This window comes from Azospirillum sp. UFLA03-27, assembly GCF_059803775.1.
The window spans coordinates 1-24,576 of record NZ_JAUQTX010000084.1; the positions used below are offsets into that span (position 1 = coordinate 1).

Below are 24,576 nucleotides of genomic sequence, written 5' to 3' on the forward strand. Positions count from 1 at the left end.
GCGTATAATCGTCGGCAGCGTCAGATGTGTATAAGAGACAGGGTCTGGACCGCCCAACCCTGGACGGTGCCGCTAGGCTAGACCGCCGGACAAACTCCCGCAACGCGGATTTTGCGGGCCCCGGGGCAACCGCGCGACGGGGGAAGCCGGCGGGTTTTTCACCACAGCATCAGCACCAGAAGCTGCGGCGCCAGGATGCGCAGGCACATGGCCAGCGGGTAGACGGTGGCGTAGGCCAGCGCCGGCGCCTCCGACGCGACCACCGCGTTGGCGTAGGCGAGGCCCGGCGGGTTGGTCTGCGCCCCGGCCAGCACGCCGCAGATGCTGAGGAAGTTCAGCTTCATCACCCCGCGCGCCAGCAGCCCGGTCAGCAGCAGCGGCACCAGCGTGACCAGGACGCCCCAGGCCATCCAGGGCAGCCCGGCGCCGCTCGCCATCGTCTCGACGAAGCGGTCGCCCGACGCGATGCCCAGCACGGCGAGGAACAGGACGATGCCGATCTCGCGCAGGGCGAGGTTGGCGGCGGGCGGCATGAACCAGACCAGCGGCCCGATGTGGCCGATGCGCGCCAGCACGATGGCGGCAATCAGCGGCCCGCCGGCCATGCCCAGCCGCAAGGGCGCCGGCATGCCCGGCAGGAACAGCGGGATGGCGCCCAGCAGCGCCCCCAGCGTGATGCCGACGAAGACCGGGATCATCTCCACCGTCTGCAGCCGCCGTTCGGAGTTGCCGATGATGCAAGCGGCCGCCTTGAGGTCGTCGGGCTTGCCGATCACCGTCAGGATGTCGCCGAACTGCAGCTTCAGCGCGGCGTTGGGCACCAGCTCCACCCCGGCGCGGTTGACCCGGCTGACCACCACGTCGCACGCCCCCTTCAGGTTCAGCGCGGCGATGGACTTGCCCAGCACCGGGTTGGCGGTGACGACGATGCGCTCCCACCGCAGGTCGCTGCCCTTGGTGGTCAGCCGGACGTCGGCCTCCCGCCCCATCAGCAGGCGGACCTGCTCCAGCTTCGGGCGCGGGCCGACCACGTGGAGCACGTCGCCTTCCTCCAGCCGGGTGTCCTCGCCGGGCACGCGGAGCTGGCCGCCGCGCAGCAGGCGCGACGCGCAGACCCCCAGGCTCGGCAGCAGGGTCAGGTCGCCCAGCCGCACCCCGCGCAGGGCCGGGTTGGTGACGGCGATGTCCATGGTGTCGAGCGCTGCGACCTCGGCGCGCCGGGCGGCCTCGAAGGCTCTGGCCTCCTCCTGCGGGGCGATGCGGAAGACGATCCGCACCACCGCCATGGCCAGCAGGTTGCCGGCGATGCCGAAGGGATAGGTGACGGCGAAGGCCAGGCCGGGCAGGGCCATCACCGCGGCGTCGGCCCCGACCTCCTTCAGCACCTGCTGCGAGGCGGCCAGCGCCGGGGCGTTGGTCACCCCGCCCGCGAAGACGCCGAGACCGGAGCCCAGCGGCACGAGATCGAACAGCACCAGGATCGCGGTCAGCAGGATGCTCGACCCGACCATCAGCAGCGCCAGCCCGTTCAGCGCCAGCCCGGACTTCTTCAGCGCCGCGAAGAAGCCGGGGCCGACCTGGATGCCGATGGTGTAGACGAACAGGATCAGGCCGAAGTCGCGGATGAACTCCATCATCTCGGCGTTCAGCGTCACCCCGGCCTGCTTGGCGAAGTGGCCGACCGCGATGCCCGCAAACAGCACGCCGCCGATGCCCAGCCCGACCCCGCGCAGCCGTATGTGGCCGAGCGCCAGCCCGAGGGCCGAGGTGACGCCCAGCATGAACACCACACGCGCGATCGGCGGCATGGCCAGGAAGAGTTCGATGAGCGCGTGCATGGCCGCGTCTCCTCATGCGAGGACAGACCGCCCGCCGATCCCGTGGGAGGCGCCCTTTCCGGGCCGGCCCCTTACCAGAGGAACAGGACGATCAACTGCGGCGCAAGGATACGCAGAAACATAACCATAGGGTAAACAGTGGCATAGGCGAGGGCGGGAGCCTCCGATGCGCTCATTGCGTTTGCAAATGCGAGCGCGGGCGGGTCCGTCATGCTGCCGGACAGCAGGCCGCAGATCGTCAGGTAGTTCTGCCGGGCGAAGGCCCGTGCGACGAAGCCGACGACCAGCAGCGGGATCAGCGTCACCAGCACGCCGCAGCCGATCCACAGCAGCCCGTCGCCGTGCACCAGAGTCTCCACGAAACGGTCGCCGGACATCAGCCCGACCACCGCCAGGAACAGGACGATGCCGATCTCGCGCAGCGCCATGTTGGCGGCCGGCGGCATGAACCAGACCAGCGGCCCGATGTGGCCGATGCGCGCCAGCAGGATCGCCGCCACCAGCGGCCCGCCGGCCAGCCCCAGCTTCAGCGGCGCCGGCATCCCCGGAATGTAGAAAGGGATGGAGCCGAGCAGCACGCCGAGCAGGATGCCGATGAAGACCGGCACGAACTCCACCTGCTGGAGCCGCCGCGCTGAGTTGCCCATCAGCGCCGCCACCCGCTGGAGGTCCGACGGCTTGCCGATGGCGGTCAGGATGTCGCCGAACTGGAGGTGCAGGGCCGGGCTCGGCACCAGCTCCACGCCGGCGCGGTTGACCCGGCTGACCACCACGTCGTAGGCGTCGGCGAGATCGAGCTGCCCGATGGCCTTGCCCAGAACATGCTCGCTGGTGACGACCAGCCGGTCCCAGCGCATGTCGGTGCCCTTGGTGGTCAGCGTCACCTCCGCCGCCTCGCCGAGCAGCCGCTTCGTCGCCTCCAGCTTGACCCGCGGCCCGACCAGATGCACGACGTCGCCGGCGCGCAGGCAGGTGTCCGGGTGCGGCACCTGCAGCCGCCCCTCGCGCAGCAGGCGGGAGATCATCACACCCTGGTCGCCGAACAGCTCCATGTCGCGCAGCGGCAGCCCCATGGCCGACCGGTTGCGCACGGCGACGTCCAGCGTCTCCAGCGTCTCCACCTGGGCGCGGCGCTTGCGTTCGAAGGCTTCGGCCTCCGCCACCGGGTCGATGCGGAAGACGACACGGATCAGCCCCATGGTGATGAGGATGCCGACGATGCCGAAGGGATAGGCGACGGCGTAGCCGAGGCTGGGCGTGTTGATCTCCGCCGCCGAGGCCCCGACCTCGCGCAGCATCTCCTGTGCCGCACCCAGCGACGGCGTGTTGGTGACGGCGCCGGAGAAGATGCCGAGCACCGCCGGCAGCGGCACCCCGCCGATCTCGTGGATCGCCACCGCCACCAGCACCCCCAGCCCGACCAGCGAGGCGGCCAGCAGGTTCAGCGTCAGGCCCGACTTCTTCAGGGCAGCGAAGAAGCCGGGGCCGACCTGCACGCCGATCGTGTAGACGAACAGGATCAGCCCGAACTCCCGCATGAAATGCAGGACGTGATGGTCGAAGGTCAGGCCCAGCGCCTTGGCGACGTGCCCCGCGGCGATGCCGGCGAACAGCACCCCGCCGATGCCCAGCCCCACGCCGCGCACCTTGATCTGCCCCAGCGCCAGCCCTGACGCCGCCACCACGCTGAGCATCAGCATGATGCGGGCGATGTCGGGAAGGCCGTTGAACAGGTCGATCAGCACGGTCATGGCAGGCACCCGGTCCGGTTGAGCATTGAGGGGGCGAAGGCGCCTATGAATGCCCGCTCCGCTTCGCCCGGGCAATGCCCTGGAATGGAAAGGGACATTCATCGGATCAAAATTTCGCCACTTTCTGGTCCTAAACCGGACGGAGCCTTACGGCATCAAGTGGCTGGCCGGACCCGTGAACCCCTGCGGCCCGGCCCCTAAGCGACGATCAGGGCTCCGGTTTTCCGGCGTCCCCAGCCAGGCCCCGGCTGGATCGACGGCCATCGCAAGAACCCCCTTGCGATGGCCGTTTCTTTTTTGGGGCCGTTTCTTTTTGGCACCCGGACGGGCTGTGCTATAGCTCCCCCCGCCCCGTCCACCGCAAGAGCCCTGCCCGTCGCCATGCCCGTTTTCGCCGGTTCCGCGCTGACCTGCCTCCGTGGCGACCGGCTGGTCTTCACCGGGTTGGACTTCCGGATCGCGCCTGGGGAGGCGCTGTTCCTGCTCGGTCCCAACGGCAGCGGCAAGTCCAGCCTGCTGCGCGTCATGGCCGGACTGCTCAAGCCGATTCGCGGCCGGCTCTCCTGGGACGATGTGGCGGTCTCCGACGATCCCGACGGCCACCGCGGCCGCATCCACTATGTCGGCCATCTCGACGCGGTGAAGCCGGTACTGAGCGCGGTGGAGAACCTGTCCTTCTGGGCCACGCTGGGCGGCGCCGCCGACCCGCGGGGCAACGCGCTGAAGGCGCTGGACCGGCTGGGCGTGCCGCACATCGCCAACGTGCCGGGGCGCTACCTGTCGGCGGGGCAGAAGCGGCGCCTGAACCTCGCCCGCATCATCGCCGCCCCCGCCGCCCTGTGGCTGCTCGACGAGCCGACCGTGGCGCTCGACCGCGCGGCGATCACCTTGTTCGAGGAGATCATCGCGGAGCATCGGGCCGCCGGTGGCATGGTCGCCGTCTCCACCCATGTGGACATCGCCATGCCCGGCGCTGGCGAGCTGCACCTCGACGAGTTCACCCCCGTCCCCCACGACGGGGACGACGGGGGCGAGGACGACGTTTTAGAAGAGGAGGACGCGGCGTGACCCGCTTCCTGCGCCTGATCGGACGGGACCTGCGGCTGGCGCTGCGCCAGGGGTCGGACGCCAGCATCGCCGTGATGTTCTTCGTGCTGTGCGTGGTGCTGTTCCCCTTCGGCGTCGGGCCGGAGCCGAACATCCTTGCCCGCATCGCCGCCGGGGTGATCTGGGTGGCCGCCCTGCTCGCCTCGCTGCTGTCGCTGGAGCGGCTGTTCCAGAACGACTACGAGGACGGCTCGCTGGAGCTGCTGTCGCTGTCCACCCTGCCGATGGAGGCGGTGGTGCTGGCCAAGACGCTGGCCCACTGGCTGGTGACCGGCCTACCGCTGATCGCCGCCGCCCCGCTGCTGGCGCTTCTGCTGAACATGGACGCGGAGGGGTTCGGGGTGCTGGTGCTGACCCTGCTGGTCGGTACGCCGATCCTCAGCCTGATCGGCAGCATCGGCGCCGCGCTGACGCTGGGCGCCCGGCGCGGCGGCGTGCTACTGTCGCTGCTGATCCTGCCGCTCTACATCCCCGTGCTGATCTTCGGGGCTGGGGCCATCGACGCCGCGCTGAACGGCCTGACCCCGCGTCCGCATCTGCTGCTTCTGGGCGGCCTTCTGGCCGGCGCCCTGCCGCTCGCCCCCTGGGCCAGCGCCGCCGCCCTGCGTCAGGCGGTGGAGTAGGCTCACTCAAGAGCGTTCAGGACGAGAACGCTGCCCGAGCTTCATGGCTTGCCGATCCGCTGCGACCGCTCCTCCCGCATCTCAGCGGAAATCACACCGCTGTCGGAAATGACACGCCCCCCGAAACCGGCCCGAAGCCGGTCCGCGCGCTCCCAGAAATCCTCATGGCTCCGGCGGACGGATTGGGCCAGCGTTTCGCGCACCTGCTCTTCCAGCGACCGGCCGGCGGCACTGGCGCGGTCGGTCAGAGCCTTCAGAACCGAATCGTCGATGTCGCGCACGGTGATCATGCCCATGGCAGCCCCTCGGACTTTTTTGCCCATCCCACACCAACGTAGCATGGAAAGACCGCGTCAACCCGTCGTACCGTCAGTGCGACAGGCCGCCGCACCATCCTGAAAACACCACGGTGTGCGGCCATGTTTCCTGACCAAGATCAAGGCGAAACCCCTCGCGCTGGGGCATCACTGAGCTTATATCGTCCGCAGCACGACCAGAGGCCCATAGGTCCTATGCATCGATTTGCAAATCCTGCCCGCTTCCAGCGCCTTTCGGCGGCGATCCTGCCCTGGACGGCGGGGGCGACCGTGATCCTGCTGATCGTCGGGCTCTACATCGCGCTGATCGGGTCGCCCCGCGACTATCAGCAGGGCGACACCGTGCGGATCATGTACATCCATGTCCCCGCCGCCTGGATGAGCCTGTTCGTCTACGTCAACATGGCCATCGCGGCCGCCTGCGGGCTGGTGTGGAAGCATCCGCTGGCCGACCTGTTCGCCAAGGCGGCCGCCCCGGTCGGCGCCGGCTTCACCTTCATCTGCCTCGTCACCGGCTCGCTGTGGGGCGCGCCGATGTGGGGAACGTGGTGGGTGTGGGACGCGCGGCTGACCAGCGTGCTGATCCTGTTCTTCCTCTATCTCGGCTACATGGCGCTGGTGAACGCCTTCGACGACCCGCAGCGCGGGACGCGGGCGGGCAACGTGCTGCTTCTCGTCGGCATCGTGAACGTGCCGATCATCAAATTCTCGGTGGACTGGTGGAACACCCTGCACCAGCCGGCCAGCGTCATCCGCATGGGCGGACCGACCATCGACGGGTCCATGCTGGTCCCGCTGCTGGTCATGGCGCTGGGCTTCACCGCCTACTTCATCACGGTGGTCCTGCTGCGCCTGCGGGCGGAGATCGTGCAGCGCAAGATCCAGACCATGCGCCTGACCGAGGCGCAGGGCTGAGGCGCGGGCGCAGACTGGGCCGGAGGCAAGGATGACAGAGTTTTTCGCGATGGGCGGCTATGCCGCGTATATCTGGTCGTCCTATGCGCTGGCGGCGCTGGTGATGGTCGGCCTTCTGGCCGCCACGCTGAAGGCGTTGCGCGGTGCCGAGACGACCCTGAAGGCGCTGGAAGGCAGCCGCCCGCCGCGGCGGCGCCGGGCGCGCAACGGAGCTGCGGCGTCGCCCGCGGCGGAGGTTGGTGAAGGATGACCCGCAAGAAACGGCGCCTCTACATGCTGGGCCTCGCCCTGCTGGGCCTTGGCGCGGCCACCGCCCTGACGCTGACCGCGTTCGAGGACAACATCGTCTTCTTCTTCAGCCCCACGCAGTTGCAGACCCAGGACATCGGCGACCGCAACTTCCGCCTGGGCGGCCTCGTCGAGGAAGGCAGCGTCAGCAAGATGCCCGACGGGGTGACGACGCGGTTCCGCGTCACCGACACGGTGCACACCGTCGCGGTCAGCTACCGCGGCCAGCTTCCCGACCTGTTCCGCGAGGGCCAGGGCGTCATCACGGAAGGCCGCATGATCAACGGCGTCTTCCAGGCGCGCGAGGTGCTGGCCAAGCACGACGAGAACTACATGCCGCCGGAGGTCGCCGCCGCGCTGAAGGAAGCGGAGCACTTCAAGGCGAACTCGAAGGAGCAGAAGCCCAGCTCGTGACGCTGGCGGCTTCTCCACTCCTCCTCATTCCGTTCTTTTAGGGAGCATCGGGCCCGTGATTCCCGAACTCGGCCATTACGCGCTGGTGCTGGCGCTGTTCGTGGCGCTGGTGCAGTCCGGCGTCCCCCTGGTGGGTGCCGCCACCGGCAACGCCGCCTGGATGGGCGTCGCCCGCCCCGCCGCCATCGCGCAGTTGCTGCTGGTGCTGGTCGCCTACGGCGCCCTCACCTGGGCCCATGTGGTGTCGGACTTCAGCGTGTCGAACGTGGTCCAGAACAGCCACTCGATGAAGCCGATGCTCTACAAGGTGTCGGGCGTGTGGGGGAACCACGAAGGCTCGATGATGCTGTGGGTCGTCATGCTGACGGCGTTCGGCGCGGCCGTCGGCATCTTCGGGCGCAACCTGCCGCCCTCGCTGAAAGCCCGCGTCATCTCCGTCCAGGGCATGATCGGCGTCGGCTTCCTGCTGTTCATCCTGATCACGTCGAACCCCTTCATCCGCGTGGTTCCGGCGCCGCTCGACGGCAACGACCTGAACCCGCTGCTGCAGGACCCCGGCCTCGCCTTCCACCCGCCTTTCCTCTACGCGGGCTATGTCGGCTTCTCCATCGCCTTTTCCTTCGCGGTCGCCGCCCTGATCGAAGGCCGCGTCGACCCGGCCTGGGCGCGCTGGGTGCGTCCCTGGACGCTGGCCGCCTGGTCGACCCTGACCGCCGGCATCGCGCTCGGCTCCTGGTGGGCCTATTACGAGCTGGGCTGGGGCGGCTGGTGGTATTGGGACCCGGTCGAGAACGCCTCCTTCATGCCCTGGCTGGCCGGCACCGCGCTGCTGCACTCCGCCATCGTGGTGGAGAAGCGCGACGCGCTGAAGACCTGGACCATCCTGCTGGCGATCATCACCTTCTCGCTGTCGCTGATGGGCACCTTCCTGGTGCGGTCGGGCATCCTGACCTCGGTCCATGCCTTCGCGGTGGACCCGGCGCGCGGCGTCTTCATCCTGGTCCTGCTGGCCATCGCCACCGGCGGCTCGCTGCTGCTCTACTCCGTGCGGGCGCCCAGCCTGAAGACCGGCGGCCTGTTCGCCCCGGTCAGCCGCGAGGGCTCGCTGGTGCTGAACAACCTGCTGCTGTCCACCGCGACGGCGACGGTCTTCATCGGCACGCTCTACCCGCTGTTCCTCGACGTGCTCGACCTCGGCAAGGTGTCGGTCGGCCCGCCCTTCTTCAACGCCACCTTCATCCCCGTCGCCATCCCGATGGTGATCGCCATGGTGGTCGGCCCCTTCCTGGCCTGGAAGCGCGCCGACCTGCTGGGCGCCCTGACCCGGCTGTGGACGGCGGGCGTGGCGACCGTGGCCTGCGTCGCCATCGCCGCCTACGTCACCAACGGCGGCGGGCCGCTGCTGGCGCTGGTCGGGGTCGCGCTCGCCGCCTGGGCCTTCTTCGGCTCGCTGGCCGAGTTCGCGGAGCGCATCCGCCTGTTCCGCATCCCGGTGAAGGACAGCTGGAACCGCGCGGTCAACCTGCCGCGCAGCGCCTGGGGCATGACCATCGCCCACGCCTCCATGGGCATCGCCATCGCCGGCATGACCGGCACCTCGGCCTGGCAGAGCGAGACCATCCAGGCGATGAAGCCGGGCGACAACGCCACGGTCGGCGCCTACGCCGTGCATTTCGACCGCGTCGGCACGATGCAGGGGCCGAACTACAGCGCCGAGCAGGGCGTCTTCACCGTCACCCGCGACGGCAAGACCATCGCCACCCTGACGCCGCAGCGCCGCAGCTACCCGGTCACCCGCATGACGACGACCGAGGCGGCGATCCACACCACCTGGCTGTCCGACGTCTACGTGGCACTGGGCGACCCGACGCAGAACGGCACGGCCTGGACCGTGCGGCTGTACCATCACCCGCTGGTGCCGTGGATCTGGATCGGCTCGCTGGGGATGATGCTGGGCGGGCTGGTCAGCCTGTCCGACCGCCGCTTCCGCGTCGGTGCCCCGGAGCGCCGCCGCGCCGCCAAGGGCAATCTTCAGCCCGCCGAGTAAGGACACGCTTCCGATGCGCCGCCTGATCTATCTGTTGCCGCTGCTGCTGTTCGTCGGTGTCGGCGTGGCCTTCCTGCGCGGGTTCGACCGCGACCCGCGCGACATCCCCTCCGCCCTGATCGACAAGCCGGCGCCGGAGTTCGCCCTGCCGCCGCTGCCGGGCCACAAGGAAGGGCTGTCCAACGCGACGCTGAAGGGCGACGTCACGCTGGTGAACGTCTTCGCCTCCTGGTGCATTCCCTGCAAGGCCGAGCACCCGATCATCACCCGGCTGGCCCGCGAGCAGGGTGTGACGGTGCGCGGCATCAACCACAAGGACAAGGCGGAGGACGCCATCGCTTGGCTGAACCGCAACGGCGATCCCTACGCCAGCATCGGCGTCGACCTGGACGGCCGCGTGTCCATCGACTGGGGGGTCTACGGCGTGCCGGAGACCTTCCTGCTCGACCGCCAGGGCCGCATCCGCTTCAAGCATGTCGGCCCCCTGACCCCGCAGGTGGTCGAGGAGCAGATCCTGCCCATGGTCAAGCATCTGCGGAGCGCGTCGTGAGAGCCCTCCTTCTCGCTGTCCTGCTGGCGTTGACCCCGGTCGCCGCCTCCGCCGTCCAGCCCGACGAGGTGCTGAAGGACCCGGCGCTGGAAGGCCGCGCCCGGGAGATCAGCAAGGATCTGCGCTGCCTCGTCTGCCAGAACCAGTCGATCGACGATTCCAACGCGCCGCTCGCCCGCGACCTGCGCGTGCTGGTCCGCGAGCGGCTGACCGCCGGCGACAGCAACCAGCAGGTGCTGAGCTTCGTCACCGACCGTTACGGCGACTATGTGCTGCTGCGCCCGCCCTTCAAGGCGACGACGCTGTTCCTGTGGATCGGCCCCTTCGTGATCCTGGCCATCGGCGGCGTCGTGACGGCCCTGTACCTGCGCGGGCGGAAGGGGGCTGCCGCCGATGGCCCGATGACCGCGGGCGGCGACACCGCCCCGCTGACCGAGGACGAGCGGCGGCGCCTGGACGCCCTGCTCCGCAAGGACAAAGCCTGATGCTGTTCTGGATCGTCGCCGCCGCCCTGACGGCGGCCGTGGTGCTGCTGATCGTGCCGCCGCTGCTGAGGAAGCCCGAGGGAGCCGCCGAGGAGCGGGCCGCCTACGACCTGGAGGTCTACCGCGACCAGCTGGGCGAGCTGGAGCGCGACCAGGGCCGCGGCCTGATCAGCGAGGCGCAGGCCGCTGCCGCCCGCGCCGAGATCGGCCGCCGCATGCTGGCCATCGCCGACCACGGCAAGGGCTCCGCGAAAGACGCGAAGAAGAGCAAGGTGCCCGCCGCCCGCGCCCCGCGCAGCGCGATGGCGCTGGCCGCCCTGCTGGCCGTCCTGCTGCCGCTCGGCACGCTGGCCGTCTACGGCAAGCTCGGCCGTCCCGAGTTGCCGGCCCAGCCGCTGGCCTCGCGCAATCTGGATCATGAGCGCGGCGGGCCGCCGAAGAACGTGCTGGCGGCGATGGACAAGCTGAAGGCCCAGCTCGCCGAGACCCCCGACGACCCGCAGGGTTGGGCCATCCTCGGCCAGGCCTACGCCAAGATGGGCCGCCTGCCCGAGGCCGCCGACGCGCTGGGCAAGGCCGTGGCCCTGGCCGGCGACGATCTGGAGCTTCTCGGCAGCTACGGCGAGGTCCTGATCTCGGCCAATGGCGGCACCGTGCCGGACGAGGCCCGCAAGACCTTCGACCGCGTGCTGGCGAAGGACCCCAAGGAGCCGCGCGCCCGCTTCTACGCCGCGCTGGCCCGCTTCCAGGCCGGCGACACCAAGGACGCGCTGGAGCGCTGGAGCGCCCTGCTCGCCGAGTCCCACGCCGACGCGCCCTGGGTGCCGATCGTCCGGACGCAGATCGCGGAGGCCGCCAAGGCGCTGAACCTCGACCCGGCCAAGGTGACGCCGGAACCGCTGCCCGCCCAGCAACAGCCGCCGGTCGCCCAGAACCAGGGCCAGAATCAGGGTCAGGGCCAAGCGCAGGGCCAGACCGAGGGCGAGGACCAGCAGCAGATGATCCGCGGCATGGTCGACGGGCTGGCCGCCCGGCTGGAGGCCAACCCGGACGACGTGGACGGCTGGCTGCGGCTGTCGCGCTCCTACGGCGTGATGGGCGAGTCGGCGAAGGCCATCGACGCCGCCCGCAAGGCGCGGGAGCGGGCGCCCCAGCGGCCCGACGTTCTGGTCGCCTACGCCTCTGCCCTGCTGTCGGCGGAGCCGCGGAGCAGCAAGCCCGGCCCGATGCCGGAGGAGGCCGTCGCCTCGCTCCGTCAGGCGCTGGCGGCCGAGCCCGACAACCGCGACGCGCTCTGGCTGCTCGGCCTGAACGCCGCGGGCGTCGGCCAGACCGCCGAGGCCACCGATCTGTGGACCCGCCTGCTGGCTCAGTTCAAGCCGGAGGAGCCGGAATACACGCTGATTCGCGCCCGCCTCGAGTCGCTGAAGGCCGGCGGCTGATCCTCTCCCGAATGTCCCTTGCACCCGGACCGGTCCGAAGAGCAGGATAGCGATGCACGCTGGGGTGGCGTTTCCGGCAAAGGAGCGCCACCCGCAGGCCGATCCGCCAGGGACGCGACCGATTGCCCACCCACGCGCTCACCGCCAAAGGTCCCGCCACCGGCCCCGGCATGGCGGGAAAGCCGCTGGAGGCGGCCTTCTGGATGCTGGGGGCCGCCCTGTTCATCGCCATCGGCAACGCGATGATCCGCCATGTCAGCGGCGAGCTTCATCCCTTTGAAATCGTCTTCTTCCGCAACCTGTTCAGCCTGATGTTCATGCTGCCCTGGATCGCGGCGGTCGGGCTGGGACGGCTGCGCACCGGGCGGGCGGGGCTCTACGCCTCGCGCTCGGCGACGAGCTTGGTGGCGATGCTGTGCTGGTTCTACAGCGTCACCCACATGCCGCTGCCGGACGCCACGGCGCTCAGCTTCACCATCCCCCTCTTCGTCACCGCCGGGGCCGCGCTGTTCCTGAACGAGACGGTGCGGGCGCGGCGCTGGGCCGCCGTCCTGGTCGGGCTGGCCGGGGTGATGATCGTCATCCGCCCCGATGACGCCACCCTGGACCCGACGATCCTGGTCATGCTCCTGCATTGCGTCGCCGCCGCCATAACCACGCTCCAGGTGCGGGCGCTGGCGACCTCCGACGGGGTGATGGTGGTGGTTGCCTACATGGGGCTGTTCCTGACCCCGATGGCGCTGGTGCCGGCGCTGTTCGTGTGGGAGTGGCCGAGTTGGACGGCGCTCGGCTGGCTCGTCCTGCTGGGCGGCGTGCTGACGCTGGGGCAACTGGCGATGACCCGCGCCTTCAAGCTGGCGCCGGCCTCGGCGATGATGCCCTACGATTACGCCCGCCTGCCCTTCACCGCCCTGCTCGCCTGGCCGCTGTTCGGCGAGGCCATGGACGTCTGGGGCTGGGTCGGGGCCGGGGTGATCGCCGCCTCCGCCCTCTACACCGCGCATCGCGACGCGGCGCAGTCCCGCGCGGAGCGGAGTGCGGCCAAGGCGTGAGCCGTCAATGCTCCGCGGCAGGCTTCATCTGCTGTTCCTTGCGCAGGGCGGCGCGGGCGCGATCCTCATGCTCGGGCTTCAGATTGCTCCGCACCGCATGGACGGCCGTGGCCAGAACCGCCGCGTCGTCCACGAAACCGACCGCGATCAGCCAGTCCGGGATCGAGTCCGCGGGCAGCACGAAATAGGCCAGCGCCGCCATCAGGATCGCCTTCGCCTTGAAGGGCGTCTGCGGGTCGGTCGCGCAGAAGAAGGCGGCCAGCGCCTGCTCCAGGAAGGGAACGCGGTGCAGGTTGGCGCGCAGCGTGTTCCAGAAGCGGCGGCGGACGTAGCGCTCGTTCCGCTCCACGCGGACGGGATCAATGACGGTGGGCAAAGCGGCGGCGGCTTCGGTGGTTCCGTCGGTGGCGATCGGCATGGCTTTCCCTGGGCTCCCCCTGCACCGGCCGCCCTTCCCGGTGGACCGGGCGGGGCGGCCTGTTGCACAGTTGCGTGGAGTGACAACAGCGCAGACGCGCCAACGGTCCCGCCAAGGGTTCGACTACGGCCAAAGGGTCAGAAGGAGGAAACCGCCATGCCGATGAAGAAGGGCTACAAGGAGTTGCTGGCCGAAGCGAACGCCCGCATCGAGGCGATCACGCCACAGGAGGCGCTGTCCCTGCACGGCGACCCCGACGTGGTCTTCGTCGACATCCGCGACCCGCGCGAGCTGACGCGCGACGGCATGATCCCCGGCGCCTTCCCGGCCACCCGCGGCATGCTGGAATTCTGGGTGGACCCGGACAGCCCCTATCACAAGCCGGTCTTCGCGTCGGGCAAGCGCTTCGTCTTCTACTGCGCCAGCGGCTGGCGCTCGGCGCTCGCCACCGACACCGTGCAGTCGATGGGGCTGGAGAACGTCTGCCACCTCGAAGGCGGCTTCAAGGGCTGGAAGGAGGCCGGGTTGCCCGTCGCCATGCCGCCCGCCACCGAACGCAAGGGAAGCTGAGATGGACCAGAGAGTCAGCCTGATCACTCTGGGCGTTGCCGACCTCGCGCGCAGCCGCCGCTTCTACGAGGAGGGGCTGGGCTGGACCCCCTCTCCGGTCAGCCAGGACGCCATCACCTTCTACCAGCTGGGTGGCGTGGCGCTCGCCCTGTTCGGGCGGGAGGCGCTGGCCGAGGACGCGCATCTGGCGGAGTCCGGCCCGACCTCGGGCTTCGGCGGCATCACGCTGGCCCACAACCTGCGCAGCAAGGCCGAGGTGGACGCCGTGATGGCCCAGGCCGAGCGGGCCGGCGGGCGCATCCTGAAGCCGGCGCAGGATGTCCTCTGGGGCGGCTACAGCGGCTATTTCGCCGATCCGGACGGCCATCCCTGGGAGGTCGCCTGGAACCCCTTCGCCGCGCTGGGCGAGGACGGGAGCTTCAGGCTGGAAGGGTGAGCGGCACGTCGTCCATCTGCAATCTTTGATCGAGAATGCGGTGGAGGCGTCTGACGCCGTTCGGACCAGGACACCGTCATGACACCCATGACGGTGTCGTTCAAAAACGAAGAATGTTACTTTTTGACGAAATATATTTTCATTAAAATGTAGATCAATATTAATATGTACCATCCACGATGCAATGACCTGCAACGTCAACGCATCGTGGAACCAGCCGATGTCTACGGTCAAAGCACGCCTTTTGGTTGCTCTCTCTGTTCTGTGCTTCTTTCTTTTCGCGATTGCGGCCACCGGCTGGCTGGCCCTTGGGCAGTCGCACCAGGGCATGGAGACGGTGTTCAAGGACCGCGTCGTCCCGCTGCGCGACCTGAAGGTCGTCTCCGACATGTTCGCCGTCAACATCGTCGACACCACGCACAAGGTGCGCGGCGGCGCCGAGACGTGGGAAGGCGGTCTCAAATCCATCGATGCCGCGCTCGGCGAGATCGCGACGCGCTGGTCGGCCTTCACGGCCACTTCGATGAACGCCCGCGAAAAGGAGCTGGCGAACGAGGCCGAGCGCCACATGGGCAAGGCGCGCGCCGCCGCGACGACCGCCCGCGCGCTGATGCAGGCCAGGGATCAGGCCGCGCTCGAAGCCTTCGCGGTGTCCACGCTCTACCCCAGCATCGACCCGATGGCGGCGGCCGTCGGCAAGCTGGTCGACCTGCAGTTGAAGGAGGCCGAGGCCGAGTATGGGCGGACCAACGCCGCCTACGACACCTCCCGCTGGATCCTGGGGATCGCGGTGCTCCTCGGCGTTCTGGCCGCGGCCTTTGCCGTGACGACGACGCTGTTCCGCGTGGTCGGCCCGCTGCACGCCATGGCCGAACTGATGCAGCGCCTCGCCAAGGGCGATCTCGGCATCACCGTCGACGGCACGGACCGAATGGACGAGGTCGGCACACTCGCCCGCTCGCTGGCGGTGTTCAAGGACTCCGCCGCCGCGAACCGCCGGATGGCGGAGGAGCAGCGCCAGGAGCAGGCCCGCAAGGAAGCCCGGCAGGCGCTCGTCGAGACGTACATCGTCGGCTTCGACAGCACGGTGCACGCGACGCTGAAGATGCTGGCCTCCGCCGCCACCGAGATGCGCGCCACCGCGGAGTCGATGTCGTCCACCGCCGAGGAGACCAGCCGGCAGGCGTCGACGGTCGCCGCCGCGTCGGAGCAGGCGACCACCAACGTCCAGGCGGTTGCCGGAGCCACCGAGGAGTTGTCCGCCTCCATCACCGAGATCGGCCGCCACGTCGCGACCTCCACCACCATCGCCGGCAACGCCGTGGAGGAGGCGACCCGCACCGACCGGACGGTCCAGGGCCTGGCGGAGGCCGGTCAGAAGATCGGGGAGGTGGTCGGGCTCATCAAGGCCATCGCCGACCAGACCAACCTGCTGGCGCTCAACGCCACCATCGAGGCCGCGCGCGCCGGGGAGGCCGGCAAGGGCTTCGCCGTGGTGGCCTCGGAGGTCAAGTCGCTGGCCAACCAGACGGCCAAGGCGACCGAGGAGATCGCCACCCAGATCCAGACGATCCAGGGCGTGACCACCGAAACCGTCCGCGCCATCAAGATCATCGGCGGGACGATCGGGGAGATCAACGGCATCGCCACCACCATCGCCGCCGCGGTGGAGGAGCAGGGTACTGCCACCGGCGAGATCGCCCGCAACGTCCAGCAGGCCGCCCACGGCACGACAGAGGTGTCGGGCAGCATCGTCCAGGTTCATCAGGCCGCGGTGGAGACCGGGTCCGCCGCTTCCCAGGTGCTGTCGTCTGCCGAGGAACTCAGCCGGCAGGCGGAAACGCTCCGCCTGGAGGTCGAGCGCTTCCTCGTCAACATCCGGGCGGCGTGAGCGGCGTTCCGCACCACGCAGCCATCGCCCGAAACGAAACGAGGGGGCCGAAGCCCCCTCGTTCCACGTTCACAACGGTCTCGCGCTTACTTGACGTTCGCGCGGGCCATGGCGCCCAGACGCAGGCGGAGCGCGTTCAGCTTGATGAAGCCTTCCGCGTCCTTCTGGTTGTAGACGCTGTCTTCCTCGAACGTCACATAGTCCATGCGGTAGAGGCTGTTCGGCGACTTGCGGCCGACGACCGTGACGTTGCCCTTGAACAGCTTCAGGCGGACCACGCCGTTCACCGGCTCCTGGGTCTGGTCGATCAGGGCCTGGAGCGCCAGACGCTCCGGGCTGAACCAGTAGCCGCAGTAGATCAGCTCAGCGTAGCGCGGCATCAGCTCATCCTTCAGATGGCCGGCGCCGCGGTCGAGCGTGATGCTTTCCATCGCGCGGTGGGCGGCCAGCAGGATGGTGCCGCCCGGCGTCTCGTACACGCCGCGCGACTTCATGCCGACATAGCGGTTCTCGACGAGGTCGAGGCGGCCGATGCCGTTCTCGCCGCCCAGACGGTTCAGCTCGGTCAGCAGGGCCGCCGGGGACAGGGCCTTGCCGTCGATCGCCACGGCGTCGCCGCGCTTGAACTCGACCTCGACGTAGGTCGGGGTGTCCGGGGCCTTCTCCGGGGCGACGGAGCGGGTGTACATGTCCTCGAACGGCTCGACCCACGGGTCCTCCAGCGCCTTCCCCTCGTAGGAGATGTGCAGGAGGTTGGCGTCGGTGGAGTACGGGGCCTCGCCGCGCTTGTCCTTGGCGATCGGGATCTGGTTCTTCTCGGCGTAGTCGATCAGCCGGGTGCGGCTGTTCAGGTCCCACTCGCGCCACGGGGCGATGATCTTGATGTCCGGGCGGAGCGCGTAGTAGCCCAGCTCGAAGCGGACCTGGTCGTTGCCCTTGCCGGTGGCGCCGTGGGCCACGGCATCGGCGCCGACCTGGTTGGCGATCTCGATCTGGCGCTTGGCGATCAGCGGCCGTGCGATCGAGGTGCCGAGCAGGTAGGTGCCTTCATAGAGGGTGTTGGCGCGGAACATCGGGAACACGAAGTCCCGCACGAACTCTTCGCGCAGGTCGTCGATGAAGATGTTTTCCGGCTTGATGCCCAGAAGCTCGGCCTTCTTGCGCGCCGGCTCCAGCTCCTCGCCCTGGCCGAGGTCGGCGGTGAAGGTCACCACCTCGCATTGATAGGTTTCCTGGAGCCACTTCAGGATCACCGAGGTGTCGAGGCCGCCCGAATAGGCGAGCACCACTTTCTTGATCTGTTTGCCGGACGCACCGCTCATGGGACTACTCACGCGGGTGGGGAAAAATATCGGTGCCGGACAGTAGCCCTACGACCGATGCGAATCAATCGGTCCCGCTCATAAGTCCCCTCTCCCCTCTGGGGAGAGGGTTAGGGTGAGGGGGTTGCGCTTTTGCCGAACGTACCGAAACGCACATCCCCCTCACCGGCCCTTTGGGCCACCCTCTCCCCAGAGGGGAGAGGGTTAAGGGGCTTCAGTCCGTTCCGGTTTCGGCCGTAACGGTGCTCTCCGCGGCGGGGCGGGCGGGCGCCCGGTCCACGAAGGGCCAGCGGATGTAGGCGTAGAGCCACATCGCCAGGATGTCCGCCCCGTTGATCAGCAGGACCAGCGCCCACAGCGGGCTGCGCCCGCCCTTGGCCAGCACCCAGCCGCCGAAGATCAGCTTCAGCATCAGCAGGATCGCCATGACGAGGTTCGCCGTCCACGGGTCGGTGGACATGATCGCCGCCCAGGGCTGCCAATAGACGGCGTTGAGCAGGCCGACAATGGCGTCGAGCATCTCCATCACGCGGCCCTCCGCGCCTTGCGCGGCCGCGCCGGCGCGTCGACCAGGACCCGCGCCGGCCAGCGCCGCACCGTCAGCAGGCCCAGCACGCCGACCAGCCCGATCACCGGCACGAAGATCACCAGCGCCCACCAGGGCGAGAAGCCCGCCCGGCGGAAGATGCGCATCAGCGGCCAGACCGCCGCCGCGTTGAACAGGAACAGGATCAGGCCGGGATCGACGGCGAACTCAGGCACGGAGCACTCCCAGGGATAATTCCGGCCTTACCCGGCCAGCGCCGCGTCCTTCTCGGCCAGCACCTTCTCGATGGCGGCGCGGTCGGCGGCGGACAGGCGGACGGACGCGCTCTTCAACTGGCCGCAGGCGGCCATGATGTCCTCGCCGCGGGTGGTGCGGACGGGGCTGGCATAGCCGGCGTTGTTGACGATGTCGCCGAAGACCTGGATCGCCCGGTCGGTCGAACGCTCGTAGGGTGCGCCCGGCCAGGGGTTGAAGGGGATCAGGTTGATCTTCGACGGGATGCCTTCCAGCAACTTGACCAGGGCGCGGGCGTCCGCCGGGCTGTCGTTGATGCCCTTCAGCATCACGTATTCGAAGGTGATGCGCCGCGCGTTGTTCAGGCCGGGGTAATTGCGGCAGGCGTCCATCAGCTCCTTCAACGGATATTTCCGGTTGATGGGCATGATGATGTCGCGCAGCTCGTCGGTCACGGCGTGCAGGCTGACCGCGAGGTTGACGTTCAGCTCCTCGCCACAGCGCTTCATGGCCGGGACGACGCCGGAGGTCGAGAGCGTGATGCGGCGCTTCGAGATCGAGATCCCGTCGCCGTCCATGACGATCTTCAGCGCCTTGGCGACGTTCTCGTAGTTAAAGAGCGGCTCCCCCATCCCCATCATGACGATGTTGGAGATCATCCGCCCGTCCGGCGGCGCCGGCCATTCGCCGAGCGCGTCGCGGGCCAGCATGACCTGGGCCACGATCTCCGAGGCGTCGAGGTTGCGCACCAGACGCTGCGTGCCGGTGTGGCAGAAGCGGCAGGTCAGCGTGCAGCCGACCTGCGAGGAGACGCAGAGCGTGCCGCGGTCCTCCTCGGGGATGTGGACGCTCTCCACCTCCTGCCCGTCGGGCATCCGCAGCAGCCACTTGCGCGTGCCGTCTACCGACTTCAGGTCGCGCACGACCGTCGGGCGGGCCACGGCGTAGCTTTCCGCCAGCTTCTCGCGCACTGGCTTGGCGAGCGTGGTCATCACCGCGAAGTCGGTGGCTCCGCGGTGGTAGATCCAGTGCCAGAGCTGGCGGGCCCGGAATTTCTCCAGGCCGACGGACAGCATTTCGGCTTCCAGCTCGTCGCGGGACAGGCCGACAAGGTTCTTGCGCCCGTCGGCGTCAACAGCCGGCAGGGCAAAGGCAGCAGCATGGTTGGAGGCGCTCATGGCCCCCTAAATAGGGCCACGAGCGTCCGGAGTCAAAAGACGAAACGAGGAGCGACCAAGTGAAAAGAGCAGCGCTGCTCAGCGCTTCACGCCGCAGGCCTGGTTGATCGCGTCGTAAGCCTGGGCGAAGCCGTCGGTGCTGTAGGTGTCGGTGGTCTTCGTGCCGCGGCCCGAAACACCCTTCACCACCATGGACTTGCCCTTGGCGTCGCGCATCGCGGCGGTGACGGCCTTGTCGGTGTCGGCGTCGCGCGCCCAGGCGGTCTCGCCGTCGGTGAACAGCTTGAAGGACTTGCCGGCCACGTCCAGCGTGGACTCGCTGTCCTTCTTGAGGGGATAGCCGACGACGACGCTGACGACGTCCAGCGCCTTTTCCGCCGGGCGGTGGGTGACCAGCACATAGATGTCCCCGCGCTTGGCCGCGGCGGGCTCCTTCTTCTTGGGCTGGCTGGACAGGTAGCAGACCTTGTGCCCGCCCTCGTCGAAGGCGAAGGCGTTCCAGTCCTTGAAGGTCCCCAGCAGGCGCGGATCGGCGGCGCCAGCCGTGGTAACGGTTGCGGCGAGGATCGGACCGGCCAGAAGCAGAGCGGCGCCGGCGGTGCGACGGATGGTGCGAATGGGCAACATCGGTTGGCGAAGGCTCGAATGGTTTCGCGGACGGGTTCGGGAGTGGGTCGGACCCTACCCCAATTCGGTGAGGCTTTCCAGGGCCGCCGCCCCGTCCCGGCGGCGAAGTCACGGGTTGTTCAGCGAGCCGGTCCTGCAATCGATCGCTCGATTTCGCGTCGAAAGCCGGTGATCCGACCGAGAACAGGACGCGTAGAAGGTCCATCGAACGCTGGACCGAACGCCGCAGCACACCCATGAGACCACTGGCCGCCCGACCACTCGACGGTGCACACGACGCGGGGGAGCGCCAAACACGCTTTGCAGCGGGGCGCCCCGCGCACCATGTGATGCGGGGCTTGCCCTTGTACGCAAAGCCCATGCGCGCAGAGACGGCGCTCCCGAAGACGTGCCCGAAGACGTGGATGCAGGATCTTGGTTCCTCTGCCGCCGGCGCTGACCGGACCTTCGAAGAACTGCTGACCGCGGTCGGGCGGGACCGCGACCGCACGGCTTTCGCGGCCCTGTTCGGGCATTTCGCCCCGCGGTTGAAGGCCTATCTGCGCCGCCAGGGCTGCGACGCGGGCGGTGCGGAGGAGTTGGTGCAGGACGTAATGCTGTTGGTGTGGCGCCGCGCGGAAACCTATGACCCGACCCAGGCGTCCGCCGCCACCTGGGTGTTCACCATCGCCCGCAACCGGCGGATCGACGCGCTGCGACGGGAACAGCGGCCCGAGATCGACCCAGCCGACCCCACGCTGGTGCCCGACCCGGTGGAAAGCGCCGACGACGGGGTGGCGGCGCGCGAAACCGCCGGACGCCTGAAAGCGGCGCTGAAGACCCTGCCGCCAGAACAGGCCGACCTGCTGCGGCTGGCCTATTTCGAGGACAAGCCGCACAGCCAGATCTCCGCCGAACAGGGCATTCCGCTGGGCACCGTCAAGTCGCGCCTGCGTCTGGCCATGGAGCGGCTGCGCAAGGCCATGAGGGACTCCCGATGACCGTGCCCACCCACCATCCCGGCGACACCCTGCTGATCGACTATGCCGGCGGCGCTCTGGGCGAGGCGGCGTCGCTGATCGTGGCGACGCATCTGGCGCTGTGCCCCTGCTGCCGCCTGAACGTCGCCGAGATGGAAGCGGTCGGCGGCGCCCTGCTGGAGAGCATCGAGCCGGAGGAGGTCGACCCCGCCTGCCTGGAGACGGTTCTCGCCCGGCTGGACGACTTGCCGCCCCTGCCCCGCGCGCCCCGGCCGAAGCTGGTCTGCCAGCCGGCCGAAGTGCCGCTGCTGCCCGAGCCGCTGCGCCGCTATGTCGGCAGCGACCTGTCGCGCCTGCCCTGGAAGCGGCTTATGCGCGGCATGGACTGCTACGACATCCCGCTGGGTTCCCCACTGGAGTCCGGTTCCGAACGCCGCGGCAAGGCCCGGCTGATGCGGCTGGCGAGCGGCGTCGGGCCGCCCCACCACACCCACCGGGGGATTGAACTGACTCTGGTTCTGGACGGCGGCTTCACCGACGATCTGGGCCAGTTCGCCCGCGGCGACCTGTCCGTCGCCGACGACTCCGTGCGCCACCGCCCGGTGGCCGACGACGAGGGCTGCCTGTGCCTGGCCGTGACCGACGCGCCGCTTCGTTTCACCGGCGCGCTGGGGCTGATCCTCAACCCCTTCGTGACGTTCTGAATTTGAACCGGATCATCCGTCGTCGCGGACGACATCAGTCATCGTCACGGACGATCACCGGCTTCTGGATGTCGCGCATACGGCGGCGGCGCTCCGGGTTGCGCATGATCTGGCGGCCGTGCTGGTGATCGCGCAGCGGCTCGGTCGGGCCGCCGACGCGCACCGGGCGTTCGGCGAAGCGGCCCAGGCTGATCATCCGGTCGTACATCACCAGGGCGCCGGCCACCCCGACGTTGATGCAGAACTTCATCGGGATCTTCACCGTGAAGTCGCAGCGCTCCAGCAGCGGTTCGGACAGGCTGCCGCGCTCCGGCCCCAGCACATAGGCGGCGCGCGTCGGATGGCGGAAGCTGGGCAGTTCCACCGCGTCCTCGGTCAGCTCCACCCCGACGAGTTGGCAGTCCTTGGGCAGGGCCAGATCGGCCACCCGGTCGTAGACGTAGAGCGGCAGATGCTCCGACGCGCCGGAGGTGTCCACGATGTGCGCCTCGTGCAGGTCGGGCTCCGGGTCGATGGCGAAGAAGAAGGAGGCGCCGAAGGCGTGGGCGGAGCGCATCAGGTTGCCGACATTGCCCGGCTTGCTGATCCGCTCCACCCCGATGGCGAAATATCCACGCATGGCTTTGCACAATCACTCGTAGTTTCGGCCCGCGCATAGCGCGAATCGGCCGTGATCCGGTGGGTCCGATGGTGCGACACCTTGCCTCGCGCCCCGGAGAGAGGCAAGCTCTCCACCCATGAGCCACGACCATTCCTCCTGCTGCGGCGGCCACGGTGACCACCACGGCCACGCCGACCATCACCACCCCGCCGAGGGGCACGCCGACCTGTCCGGACCGCCGGAGGCGCCGATCCTCGTCGAGGTGACGCGCGGCGGCATGGTGGAATCCGTCCATCGCGGGCGCGCCTGCATCGTCGATTCCGACGGTCGTGTGCTGGCCCAGTGGGGCGACATCCAGGCGCCGGTCTACCCGCGCTCCGCCATCAAGGCCATCCAGGCGATCCCGCTCGTCGAGACGGGCGCGCTGGACGCTTACGAGTTGGGCGACCAGGAGCTGGCGCTGGCCTGCTCCTCCCACCATGGGGAGATCCGCCACACCCGCATCGCGGAGGCCTGGATCAAGCGCATCGGCCTGACCGTGGGCGATTACGAGTGCGGGGCGCATCTGCCGACCGACACCGAGACCGCCCACGAGATGATCCGCCACGGCGAGACGCCGACCGCCTTCCACAACAACTGCTCCGGCAAGCACGCCGGCTTCCTGACCACCGCCCTGCACAGGGGCGAACCGACCAAGGGCTATGTCCGCTTCGACCACCCGGTGCAGCAGCGCATCCTCGGCGTGATGGAGCAGATGACCGGCCAGGACCTGTCGCAGGCCCCCTGGGGCGTCGACGGCTGCGCCATCCCGACCATCGGCATCCCGTTGGGCGCCATCGCCTACGCCATGGCCCGCATCGGCGACCCCAAGGATCTGCCCGACTCCCGCGCCGAGGCGGTGGCCCGTATCCGCCGCGCCTGGCGGTCGCACCCGCACCTGATCGCCGGCAAGGACAGCTTCGACACCGGCATGATGCAGGCGGCGGGCGGACTGGTGCTGGTCAAGGGCGGGGCCGAGGGCGTGGGCTGCGCCGTCCTGCCCAAGCAGGGCCTGGGCATCGCCCTGAAGATCGACGACGGCACCCCCCGCGCCCGCGAGGTCGCCCTGGCCGCCCTGATCCGCGCCACCAAGGTGCTGTCCGACGAACAGTGGACGCGGGCCGGCCAGCTCATCAACCAGCCGGTGACCAACCGCAACGGCCTGGAGGTCGGCGTGGTCCGCCCGGCGGAGGGCTGAAGGTCCGCAAGCGCGATCAAGCGGCCCTCGGCTAGGGTGCCGGGCATGGAGGACCCATGACCAAGCCCGACACCCTGCTGGACTACGGCCGCCGCATCGAGCGTGTCATCGACCACATCGCCGCCCATCTGGACGAGACGCTGGAGTTGGAACGGCTGGCCGCCGTCGCCTGCTTCTCGCCCTACCATTTCCACCGCATCTACCGCGCCATGGCGGGGGAAACGGCGGCGGACACGTTGCGTCGGCTGCGTCTGCACCGTGCCGCAGGCGACCTCGTGAAGGGCGGAGACGGCATGGAGCAGGTCGCACGGCGCGCCGGCTACGGCAGCGTGGAGGCGTTCACCCGCGCCTTCGGGCAGGTCTACGGCCTGAGCCCCGGCGCCTACCGGCGGCAAGGCCGCCTGGTTCCTCCATCCGACCAACCACCGGACGAGGAGCGAAGCATGCACGACGTCACCATCCGCGATCTGCCGCCGCTGCGCGTGGCCGCCATGGCTCACCAAGGCCCCTATATGAACATCGGCACGACCTTCGAGCGGCTGTACGCCTGGGCCGCGGGCCGCGGCCTTGTGGGACCGGAGACGCGGTCCTTCGCCCTTTATTACGACGACCCGGAATCGGTTCCGGCGGACCATCTCCGTTCCGAGGCCGCGTTGCTGGTCGACGGACCGATCCCTGAGGACGGACCGGTTCGCGCGCGTGACATTCCCGGCGGCCGGCACGCCGTTCTGATCCACAAGGGTCCCTACGCGGAGTTGGAACGCCCCTACCGCTGGCTCTACCGCGACTGGCTGCCGTCGAGCGGCCACACGCCGGCCGACCGCCCCTGCGTCGAGGAATATCTGAACAATCCCCGCACCCTTCCCCCCGAGGAGTGGCTGACGGAGATCCGGTTGCCTTTGGCGTGAGAGGAGGCGGAGGGGAGGCGTTCCTCCCCTCCCCATCCCCCAAGCCCGTTCCATTGATGCTGTCTCTTATACACATCTCCGAGCCCACGAGACTATAACAGCTATCTCGTATGCC

General features: G+C 69.1%; 27 protein-coding genes. 17 read left to right on the forward strand and 10 right to left on the reverse strand.

The genetic code is table 11. The annotated features are described in order from the left end of the window. Positions 1 to 158 precede the first annotated feature (158 nt). Both Q4I23_RS14570 and Q4I23_RS14575 read right to left on the reverse strand, forming a co-directional pair. Positions 159 to 1,838: a putative transporter gene (locus Q4I23_RS14570; protein WP_498526681.1), complete on the reverse strand. Its 1,680-nt coding sequence runs from the start codon at positions 1,836 to 1,838 to the stop codon at positions 159 to 161. Between the two features lie 71 nt (positions 1,839 to 1,909). Then, a complete protein-coding gene (locus tag Q4I23_RS14575) occupies positions 1,910 to 3,589 on the reverse strand; it encodes a putative transporter (RefSeq protein WP_498526682.1) in 1,680 nt (559 codons plus the stop codon). A gap of 381 nt (positions 3,590 to 3,970) precedes the next feature. Between Q4I23_RS14575 and ccmA the strand changes: the two genes are divergently transcribed. Then, positions 3,971 to 4,657 (forward strand): heme ABC exporter ATP-binding protein CcmA, encoded by a 687-nt coding sequence (gene ccmA, locus Q4I23_RS14580; RefSeq protein WP_454020135.1) that lies wholly within the window; start codon positions 3,971 to 3,973, stop codon positions 4,655 to 4,657. Continuing rightward, complete coding sequence (gene ccmB, locus Q4I23_RS14585) at positions 4,654 to 5,319, forward strand: heme exporter protein CcmB (RefSeq protein WP_014238686.1); 666 nt, start codon at positions 4,654 to 4,656, stop codon at positions 5,317 to 5,319. The genes ccmA and ccmB overlap by 4 nt, the downstream gene beginning before the upstream one ends. A gap of 41 nt (positions 5,320 to 5,360) precedes the next feature. On the opposite strand, the gene Q4I23_RS14590 is transcribed toward ccmB, so the two are convergent. Further along, positions 5,361 to 5,615, reverse strand: coding sequence for a FitA-like ribbon-helix-helix domain-containing protein (locus Q4I23_RS14590; protein ID WP_498526683.1), 255 nt, complete (start codon positions 5,613 to 5,615; stop codon positions 5,361 to 5,363). Between the two features lie 216 nt (positions 5,616 to 5,831). Here Q4I23_RS14590 and Q4I23_RS14595 point away from each other — a divergent pair, with 216 nt between their 5' ends. The 8 genes from Q4I23_RS14595 to Q4I23_RS14630 all read left to right on the forward strand — a co-directional run bounded on the left by Q4I23_RS14595 (position 5,832) and on the right by Q4I23_RS14630 (position 12,829). Beyond that, positions 5,832 to 6,551, forward strand: coding sequence for a heme ABC transporter permease (locus Q4I23_RS14595; protein ID WP_137103663.1), 720 nt, complete (start codon positions 5,832 to 5,834; stop codon positions 6,549 to 6,551). Between the two features lie 31 nt (positions 6,552 to 6,582). Next, positions 6,583 to 6,801, forward strand: a complete 219-nt coding sequence (gene ccmD / locus Q4I23_RS14600) for a heme exporter protein CcmD (protein WP_498526684.1) — start codon at positions 6,583 to 6,585, stop codon at positions 6,799 to 6,801. Further along, a complete protein-coding gene (gene ccmE, locus Q4I23_RS14605; protein WP_035669742.1) occupies positions 6,798 to 7,253 on the forward strand; it encodes a cytochrome c maturation protein CcmE in 456 nt (151 codons plus the stop codon). The genes ccmD and ccmE overlap by 4 nt, the downstream gene beginning before the upstream one ends. Before the next feature lie 55 nt (positions 7,254 to 7,308). Continuing rightward, on the forward strand, positions 7,309 to 9,300 hold the full coding sequence (locus Q4I23_RS14610) for a heme lyase CcmF/NrfE family subunit (RefSeq protein WP_498526685.1): 1,992 nt from the start codon (positions 7,309 to 7,311) through the stop codon (positions 9,298 to 9,300). Positions 9,301 to 9,313: 13 nt separating this feature from the next. Further along, on the forward strand, positions 9,314 to 9,850 hold the full coding sequence (locus Q4I23_RS14615; protein ID WP_149164527.1) for a DsbE family thiol:disulfide interchange protein: 537 nt from the start codon (positions 9,314 to 9,316) through the stop codon (positions 9,848 to 9,850). Continuing rightward, the gene (locus tag Q4I23_RS14620; RefSeq protein ID WP_059398514.1) at positions 9,847 to 10,335 is read left to right on the forward strand and encodes a cytochrome c-type biogenesis protein; all 489 of its coding nucleotides are present in this window, start codon (positions 9,847 to 9,849) and stop codon (positions 10,333 to 10,335) included. The genes Q4I23_RS14615 and Q4I23_RS14620 overlap by 4 nt, the downstream gene beginning before the upstream one ends. Further along, positions 10,335 to 11,777: a c-type cytochrome biogenesis protein CcmI gene (ccmI, locus tag Q4I23_RS14625; protein WP_498526686.1), complete on the forward strand. Its 1,443-nt coding sequence runs from the start codon at positions 10,335 to 10,337 to the stop codon at positions 11,775 to 11,777. Before Q4I23_RS14620 ends, ccmI begins: the two co-directional genes overlap by 1 nt. A gap of 122 nt (positions 11,778 to 11,899) precedes the next feature. Further along, positions 11,900 to 12,829: a DMT family transporter gene (locus Q4I23_RS14630; RefSeq protein ID WP_498526687.1), complete on the forward strand. Its 930-nt coding sequence runs from the start codon at positions 11,900 to 11,902 to the stop codon at positions 12,827 to 12,829. 4 nt (positions 12,830 to 12,833) lie between these two features. Here the strand turns inward: Q4I23_RS14630 and Q4I23_RS14635 are convergent, their stop codons facing one another. After that, positions 12,834 to 13,247, reverse strand: a complete 414-nt coding sequence (locus tag Q4I23_RS14635) for a YkvA family protein (protein WP_498526688.1) — start codon at positions 13,245 to 13,247, stop codon at positions 12,834 to 12,836. A gap of 156 nt (positions 13,248 to 13,403) precedes the next feature. On the opposite strand from Q4I23_RS14635, the gene Q4I23_RS14640 reads away from it, so the two are divergent. The 3 genes from Q4I23_RS14640 (at position 13,404) to Q4I23_RS14650 (ending at position 16,144) form a co-directional block, all read left to right on the forward strand. Then, a complete protein-coding gene (locus tag Q4I23_RS14640) occupies positions 13,404 to 13,817 on the forward strand; it encodes a rhodanese-like domain-containing protein (RefSeq protein ID WP_454020141.1) in 414 nt (137 codons plus the stop codon). 1 nt (position 13,818) lies between these two features. Next, positions 13,819 to 14,253, forward strand: a complete 435-nt coding sequence (locus tag Q4I23_RS14645; RefSeq protein ID WP_498526689.1) for a VOC family protein — start codon at positions 13,819 to 13,821, stop codon at positions 14,251 to 14,253. Between the two features lie 220 nt (positions 14,254 to 14,473). Next, complete coding sequence (locus Q4I23_RS14650; RefSeq protein ID WP_498526690.1) at positions 14,474 to 16,144, forward strand: methyl-accepting chemotaxis protein; 1,671 nt, start codon at positions 14,474 to 14,476, stop codon at positions 16,142 to 16,144. Between the two features lie 86 nt (positions 16,145 to 16,230). Here the strand turns inward: Q4I23_RS14650 and Q4I23_RS14655 are convergent, their stop codons facing one another. The 5 genes from Q4I23_RS14655 to Q4I23_RS14675 all read right to left on the reverse strand — a co-directional run bounded on the left by Q4I23_RS14655 (position 16,231) and on the right by Q4I23_RS14675 (position 20,052). Next, a complete protein-coding gene (locus Q4I23_RS14655; RefSeq protein ID WP_035669763.1) occupies positions 16,231 to 17,466 on the reverse strand; it encodes an argininosuccinate synthase in 1,236 nt (411 codons plus the stop codon). Positions 17,467 to 17,680: 214 nt separating this feature from the next. After that, entirely contained in the window at positions 17,681 to 17,992 is a 312-nt protein-coding gene (locus tag Q4I23_RS14660) for a hypothetical protein (RefSeq protein WP_498526691.1), read from the reverse strand. Next, on the reverse strand, positions 17,992 to 18,228 hold the full coding sequence (locus Q4I23_RS14665) for a hypothetical protein (protein WP_498526692.1): 237 nt from the start codon (positions 18,226 to 18,228) through the stop codon (positions 17,992 to 17,994). Before Q4I23_RS14665 ends, Q4I23_RS14660 begins: the two co-directional genes overlap by 1 nt. Before the next feature lie 27 nt (positions 18,229 to 18,255). Then, positions 18,256 to 19,425: a dual-specificity RNA methyltransferase RlmN gene (rlmN, locus tag Q4I23_RS14670; protein ID WP_014238705.1), complete on the reverse strand. Its 1,170-nt coding sequence runs from the start codon at positions 19,423 to 19,425 to the stop codon at positions 18,256 to 18,258. A 78-nt stretch (positions 19,426 to 19,503) separates the two neighbouring features. Beyond that, positions 19,504 to 20,052: an invasion associated locus B family protein gene (locus Q4I23_RS14675; protein ID WP_454020145.1), complete on the reverse strand. Its 549-nt coding sequence runs from the start codon at positions 20,050 to 20,052 to the stop codon at positions 19,504 to 19,506. Between the two features lie 404 nt (positions 20,053 to 20,456). Between Q4I23_RS14675 and Q4I23_RS14680 the strand changes: the two genes are divergently transcribed. Further along, entirely contained in the window at positions 20,457 to 21,032 is a 576-nt protein-coding gene (locus tag Q4I23_RS14680) for a sigma-70 family RNA polymerase sigma factor (RefSeq protein ID WP_454020146.1), read from the forward strand. Beyond that, entirely contained in the window at positions 21,029 to 21,715 is a 687-nt protein-coding gene (locus Q4I23_RS14685) for a ChrR family anti-sigma-E factor (protein ID WP_454020147.1), read from the forward strand. Before Q4I23_RS14680 ends, Q4I23_RS14685 begins: the two co-directional genes overlap by 4 nt. 34 nt (positions 21,716 to 21,749) lie before the next feature. Here Q4I23_RS14685 and Q4I23_RS14690 read toward each other — a convergent pair whose 3' ends face one another. After that, positions 21,750 to 22,334: an RNA methyltransferase gene (locus tag Q4I23_RS14690; RefSeq protein WP_498526693.1), complete on the reverse strand. Its 585-nt coding sequence runs from the start codon at positions 22,332 to 22,334 to the stop codon at positions 21,750 to 21,752. 118 nt (positions 22,335 to 22,452) lie between these two features. Here Q4I23_RS14690 and Q4I23_RS14695 point away from each other — a divergent pair, with 118 nt between their 5' ends. Together Q4I23_RS14695 and Q4I23_RS14700 are read left to right on the forward strand one after the other, a co-directional pair. After that, positions 22,453 to 23,553 (forward strand): asparaginase, encoded by a 1,101-nt coding sequence (locus Q4I23_RS14695; RefSeq protein ID WP_498526694.1) that lies wholly within the window; start codon positions 22,453 to 22,455, stop codon positions 23,551 to 23,553. A 56-nt stretch (positions 23,554 to 23,609) separates the two neighbouring features. Beyond that, positions 23,610 to 24,461, forward strand: a complete 852-nt coding sequence (locus tag Q4I23_RS14700) for an AraC family transcriptional regulator (RefSeq protein WP_498526695.1) — start codon at positions 23,610 to 23,612, stop codon at positions 24,459 to 24,461. The last annotated feature ends 115 nt before the right edge of the window (positions 24,462 to 24,576 follow it).

What these genes read in the sequence shown, in the direction of transcription:
- Q4I23_RS14675 (WP_454020145.1), bottom strand. Translation starts at nt 20,052, where the DNA reads ATGTTGCCCATTCGCACCATCCGTCGCACCGCCGGCGCCGCTCTGCTT.
- Q4I23_RS14650 (WP_498526690.1), top strand. Translation starts at nt 14,474, where the DNA reads ATGTCTACGGTCAAAGCACGCCTTTTGGTTGCTCTCTCTGTTCTGTGC.
- Q4I23_RS14615 (WP_149164527.1), top strand. Translation starts at nt 9,314, where the DNA reads ATGCGCCGCCTGATCTATCTGTTGCCGCTGCTGCTGTTCGTCGGTGTC.
- ccmI (WP_498526686.1), top strand. Translation starts at nt 10,335, where the DNA reads ATGCTGTTCTGGATCGTCGCCGCCGCCCTGACGGCGGCCGTGGTGCTG.
- Q4I23_RS14695 (WP_498526694.1), top strand. Translation starts at nt 22,453, where the DNA reads ATGAGCCACGACCATTCCTCCTGCTGCGGCGGCCACGGTGACCACCAC.
- Q4I23_RS14655 (WP_035669763.1), bottom strand. Translation starts at nt 17,466, where the DNA reads ATGAGCGGTGCGTCCGGCAAACAGATCAAGAAAGTGGTGCTCGCCTAT.
- ccmD (WP_498526684.1), top strand. Translation starts at nt 6,583, where the DNA reads ATGACAGAGTTTTTCGCGATGGGCGGCTATGCCGCGTATATCTGGTCG.
- Q4I23_RS14685 (WP_454020147.1), top strand. Translation starts at nt 21,029, where the DNA reads ATGACCGTGCCCACCCACCATCCCGGCGACACCCTGCTGATCGACTAT.
- Q4I23_RS14680 (WP_454020146.1), top strand. Translation starts at nt 20,457, where the DNA reads ATGCAGGATCTTGGTTCCTCTGCCGCCGGCGCTGACCGGACCTTCGAA.
- Q4I23_RS14635 (WP_498526688.1), bottom strand. Translation starts at nt 13,247, where the DNA reads ATGCCGATCGCCACCGACGGAACCACCGAAGCCGCCGCCGCTTTGCCC.
- Q4I23_RS14690 (WP_498526693.1), bottom strand. Translation starts at nt 22,334, where the DNA reads ATGCGTGGATATTTCGCCATCGGGGTGGAGCGGATCAGCAAGCCGGGC.
- Q4I23_RS14570 (WP_498526681.1), bottom strand. Translation starts at nt 1,838, where the DNA reads ATGCACGCGCTCATCGAACTCTTCCTGGCCATGCCGCCGATCGCGCGT.
- Q4I23_RS14700 (WP_498526695.1), top strand. Translation starts at nt 23,610, where the DNA reads ATGACCAAGCCCGACACCCTGCTGGACTACGGCCGCCGCATCGAGCGT.
- ccmA (WP_454020135.1), top strand. Translation starts at nt 3,971, where the DNA reads ATGCCCGTTTTCGCCGGTTCCGCGCTGACCTGCCTCCGTGGCGACCGG.
- Q4I23_RS14595 (WP_137103663.1), top strand. Translation starts at nt 5,832, where the DNA reads ATGCATCGATTTGCAAATCCTGCCCGCTTCCAGCGCCTTTCGGCGGCG.
- Q4I23_RS14640 (WP_454020141.1), top strand. Translation starts at nt 13,404, where the DNA reads ATGCCGATGAAGAAGGGCTACAAGGAGTTGCTGGCCGAAGCGAACGCC.
- Q4I23_RS14575 (WP_498526682.1), bottom strand. Translation starts at nt 3,589, where the DNA reads ATGACCGTGCTGATCGACCTGTTCAACGGCCTTCCCGACATCGCCCGC.
- Q4I23_RS14660 (WP_498526691.1), bottom strand. Translation starts at nt 17,992, where the DNA reads ATGGAGATGCTCGACGCCATTGTCGGCCTGCTCAACGCCGTCTATTGG.
- ccmE (WP_035669742.1), top strand. Translation starts at nt 6,798, where the DNA reads ATGACCCGCAAGAAACGGCGCCTCTACATGCTGGGCCTCGCCCTGCTG.
- Q4I23_RS14590 (WP_498526683.1), bottom strand. Translation starts at nt 5,615, where the DNA reads ATGGGCATGATCACCGTGCGCGACATCGACGATTCGGTTCTGAAGGCT.
- Q4I23_RS14645 (WP_498526689.1), top strand. Translation starts at nt 13,819, where the DNA reads ATGGACCAGAGAGTCAGCCTGATCACTCTGGGCGTTGCCGACCTCGCG.
- rlmN (WP_014238705.1), bottom strand. Translation starts at nt 19,425, where the DNA reads ATGAGCGCCTCCAACCATGCTGCTGCCTTTGCCCTGCCGGCTGTTGAC.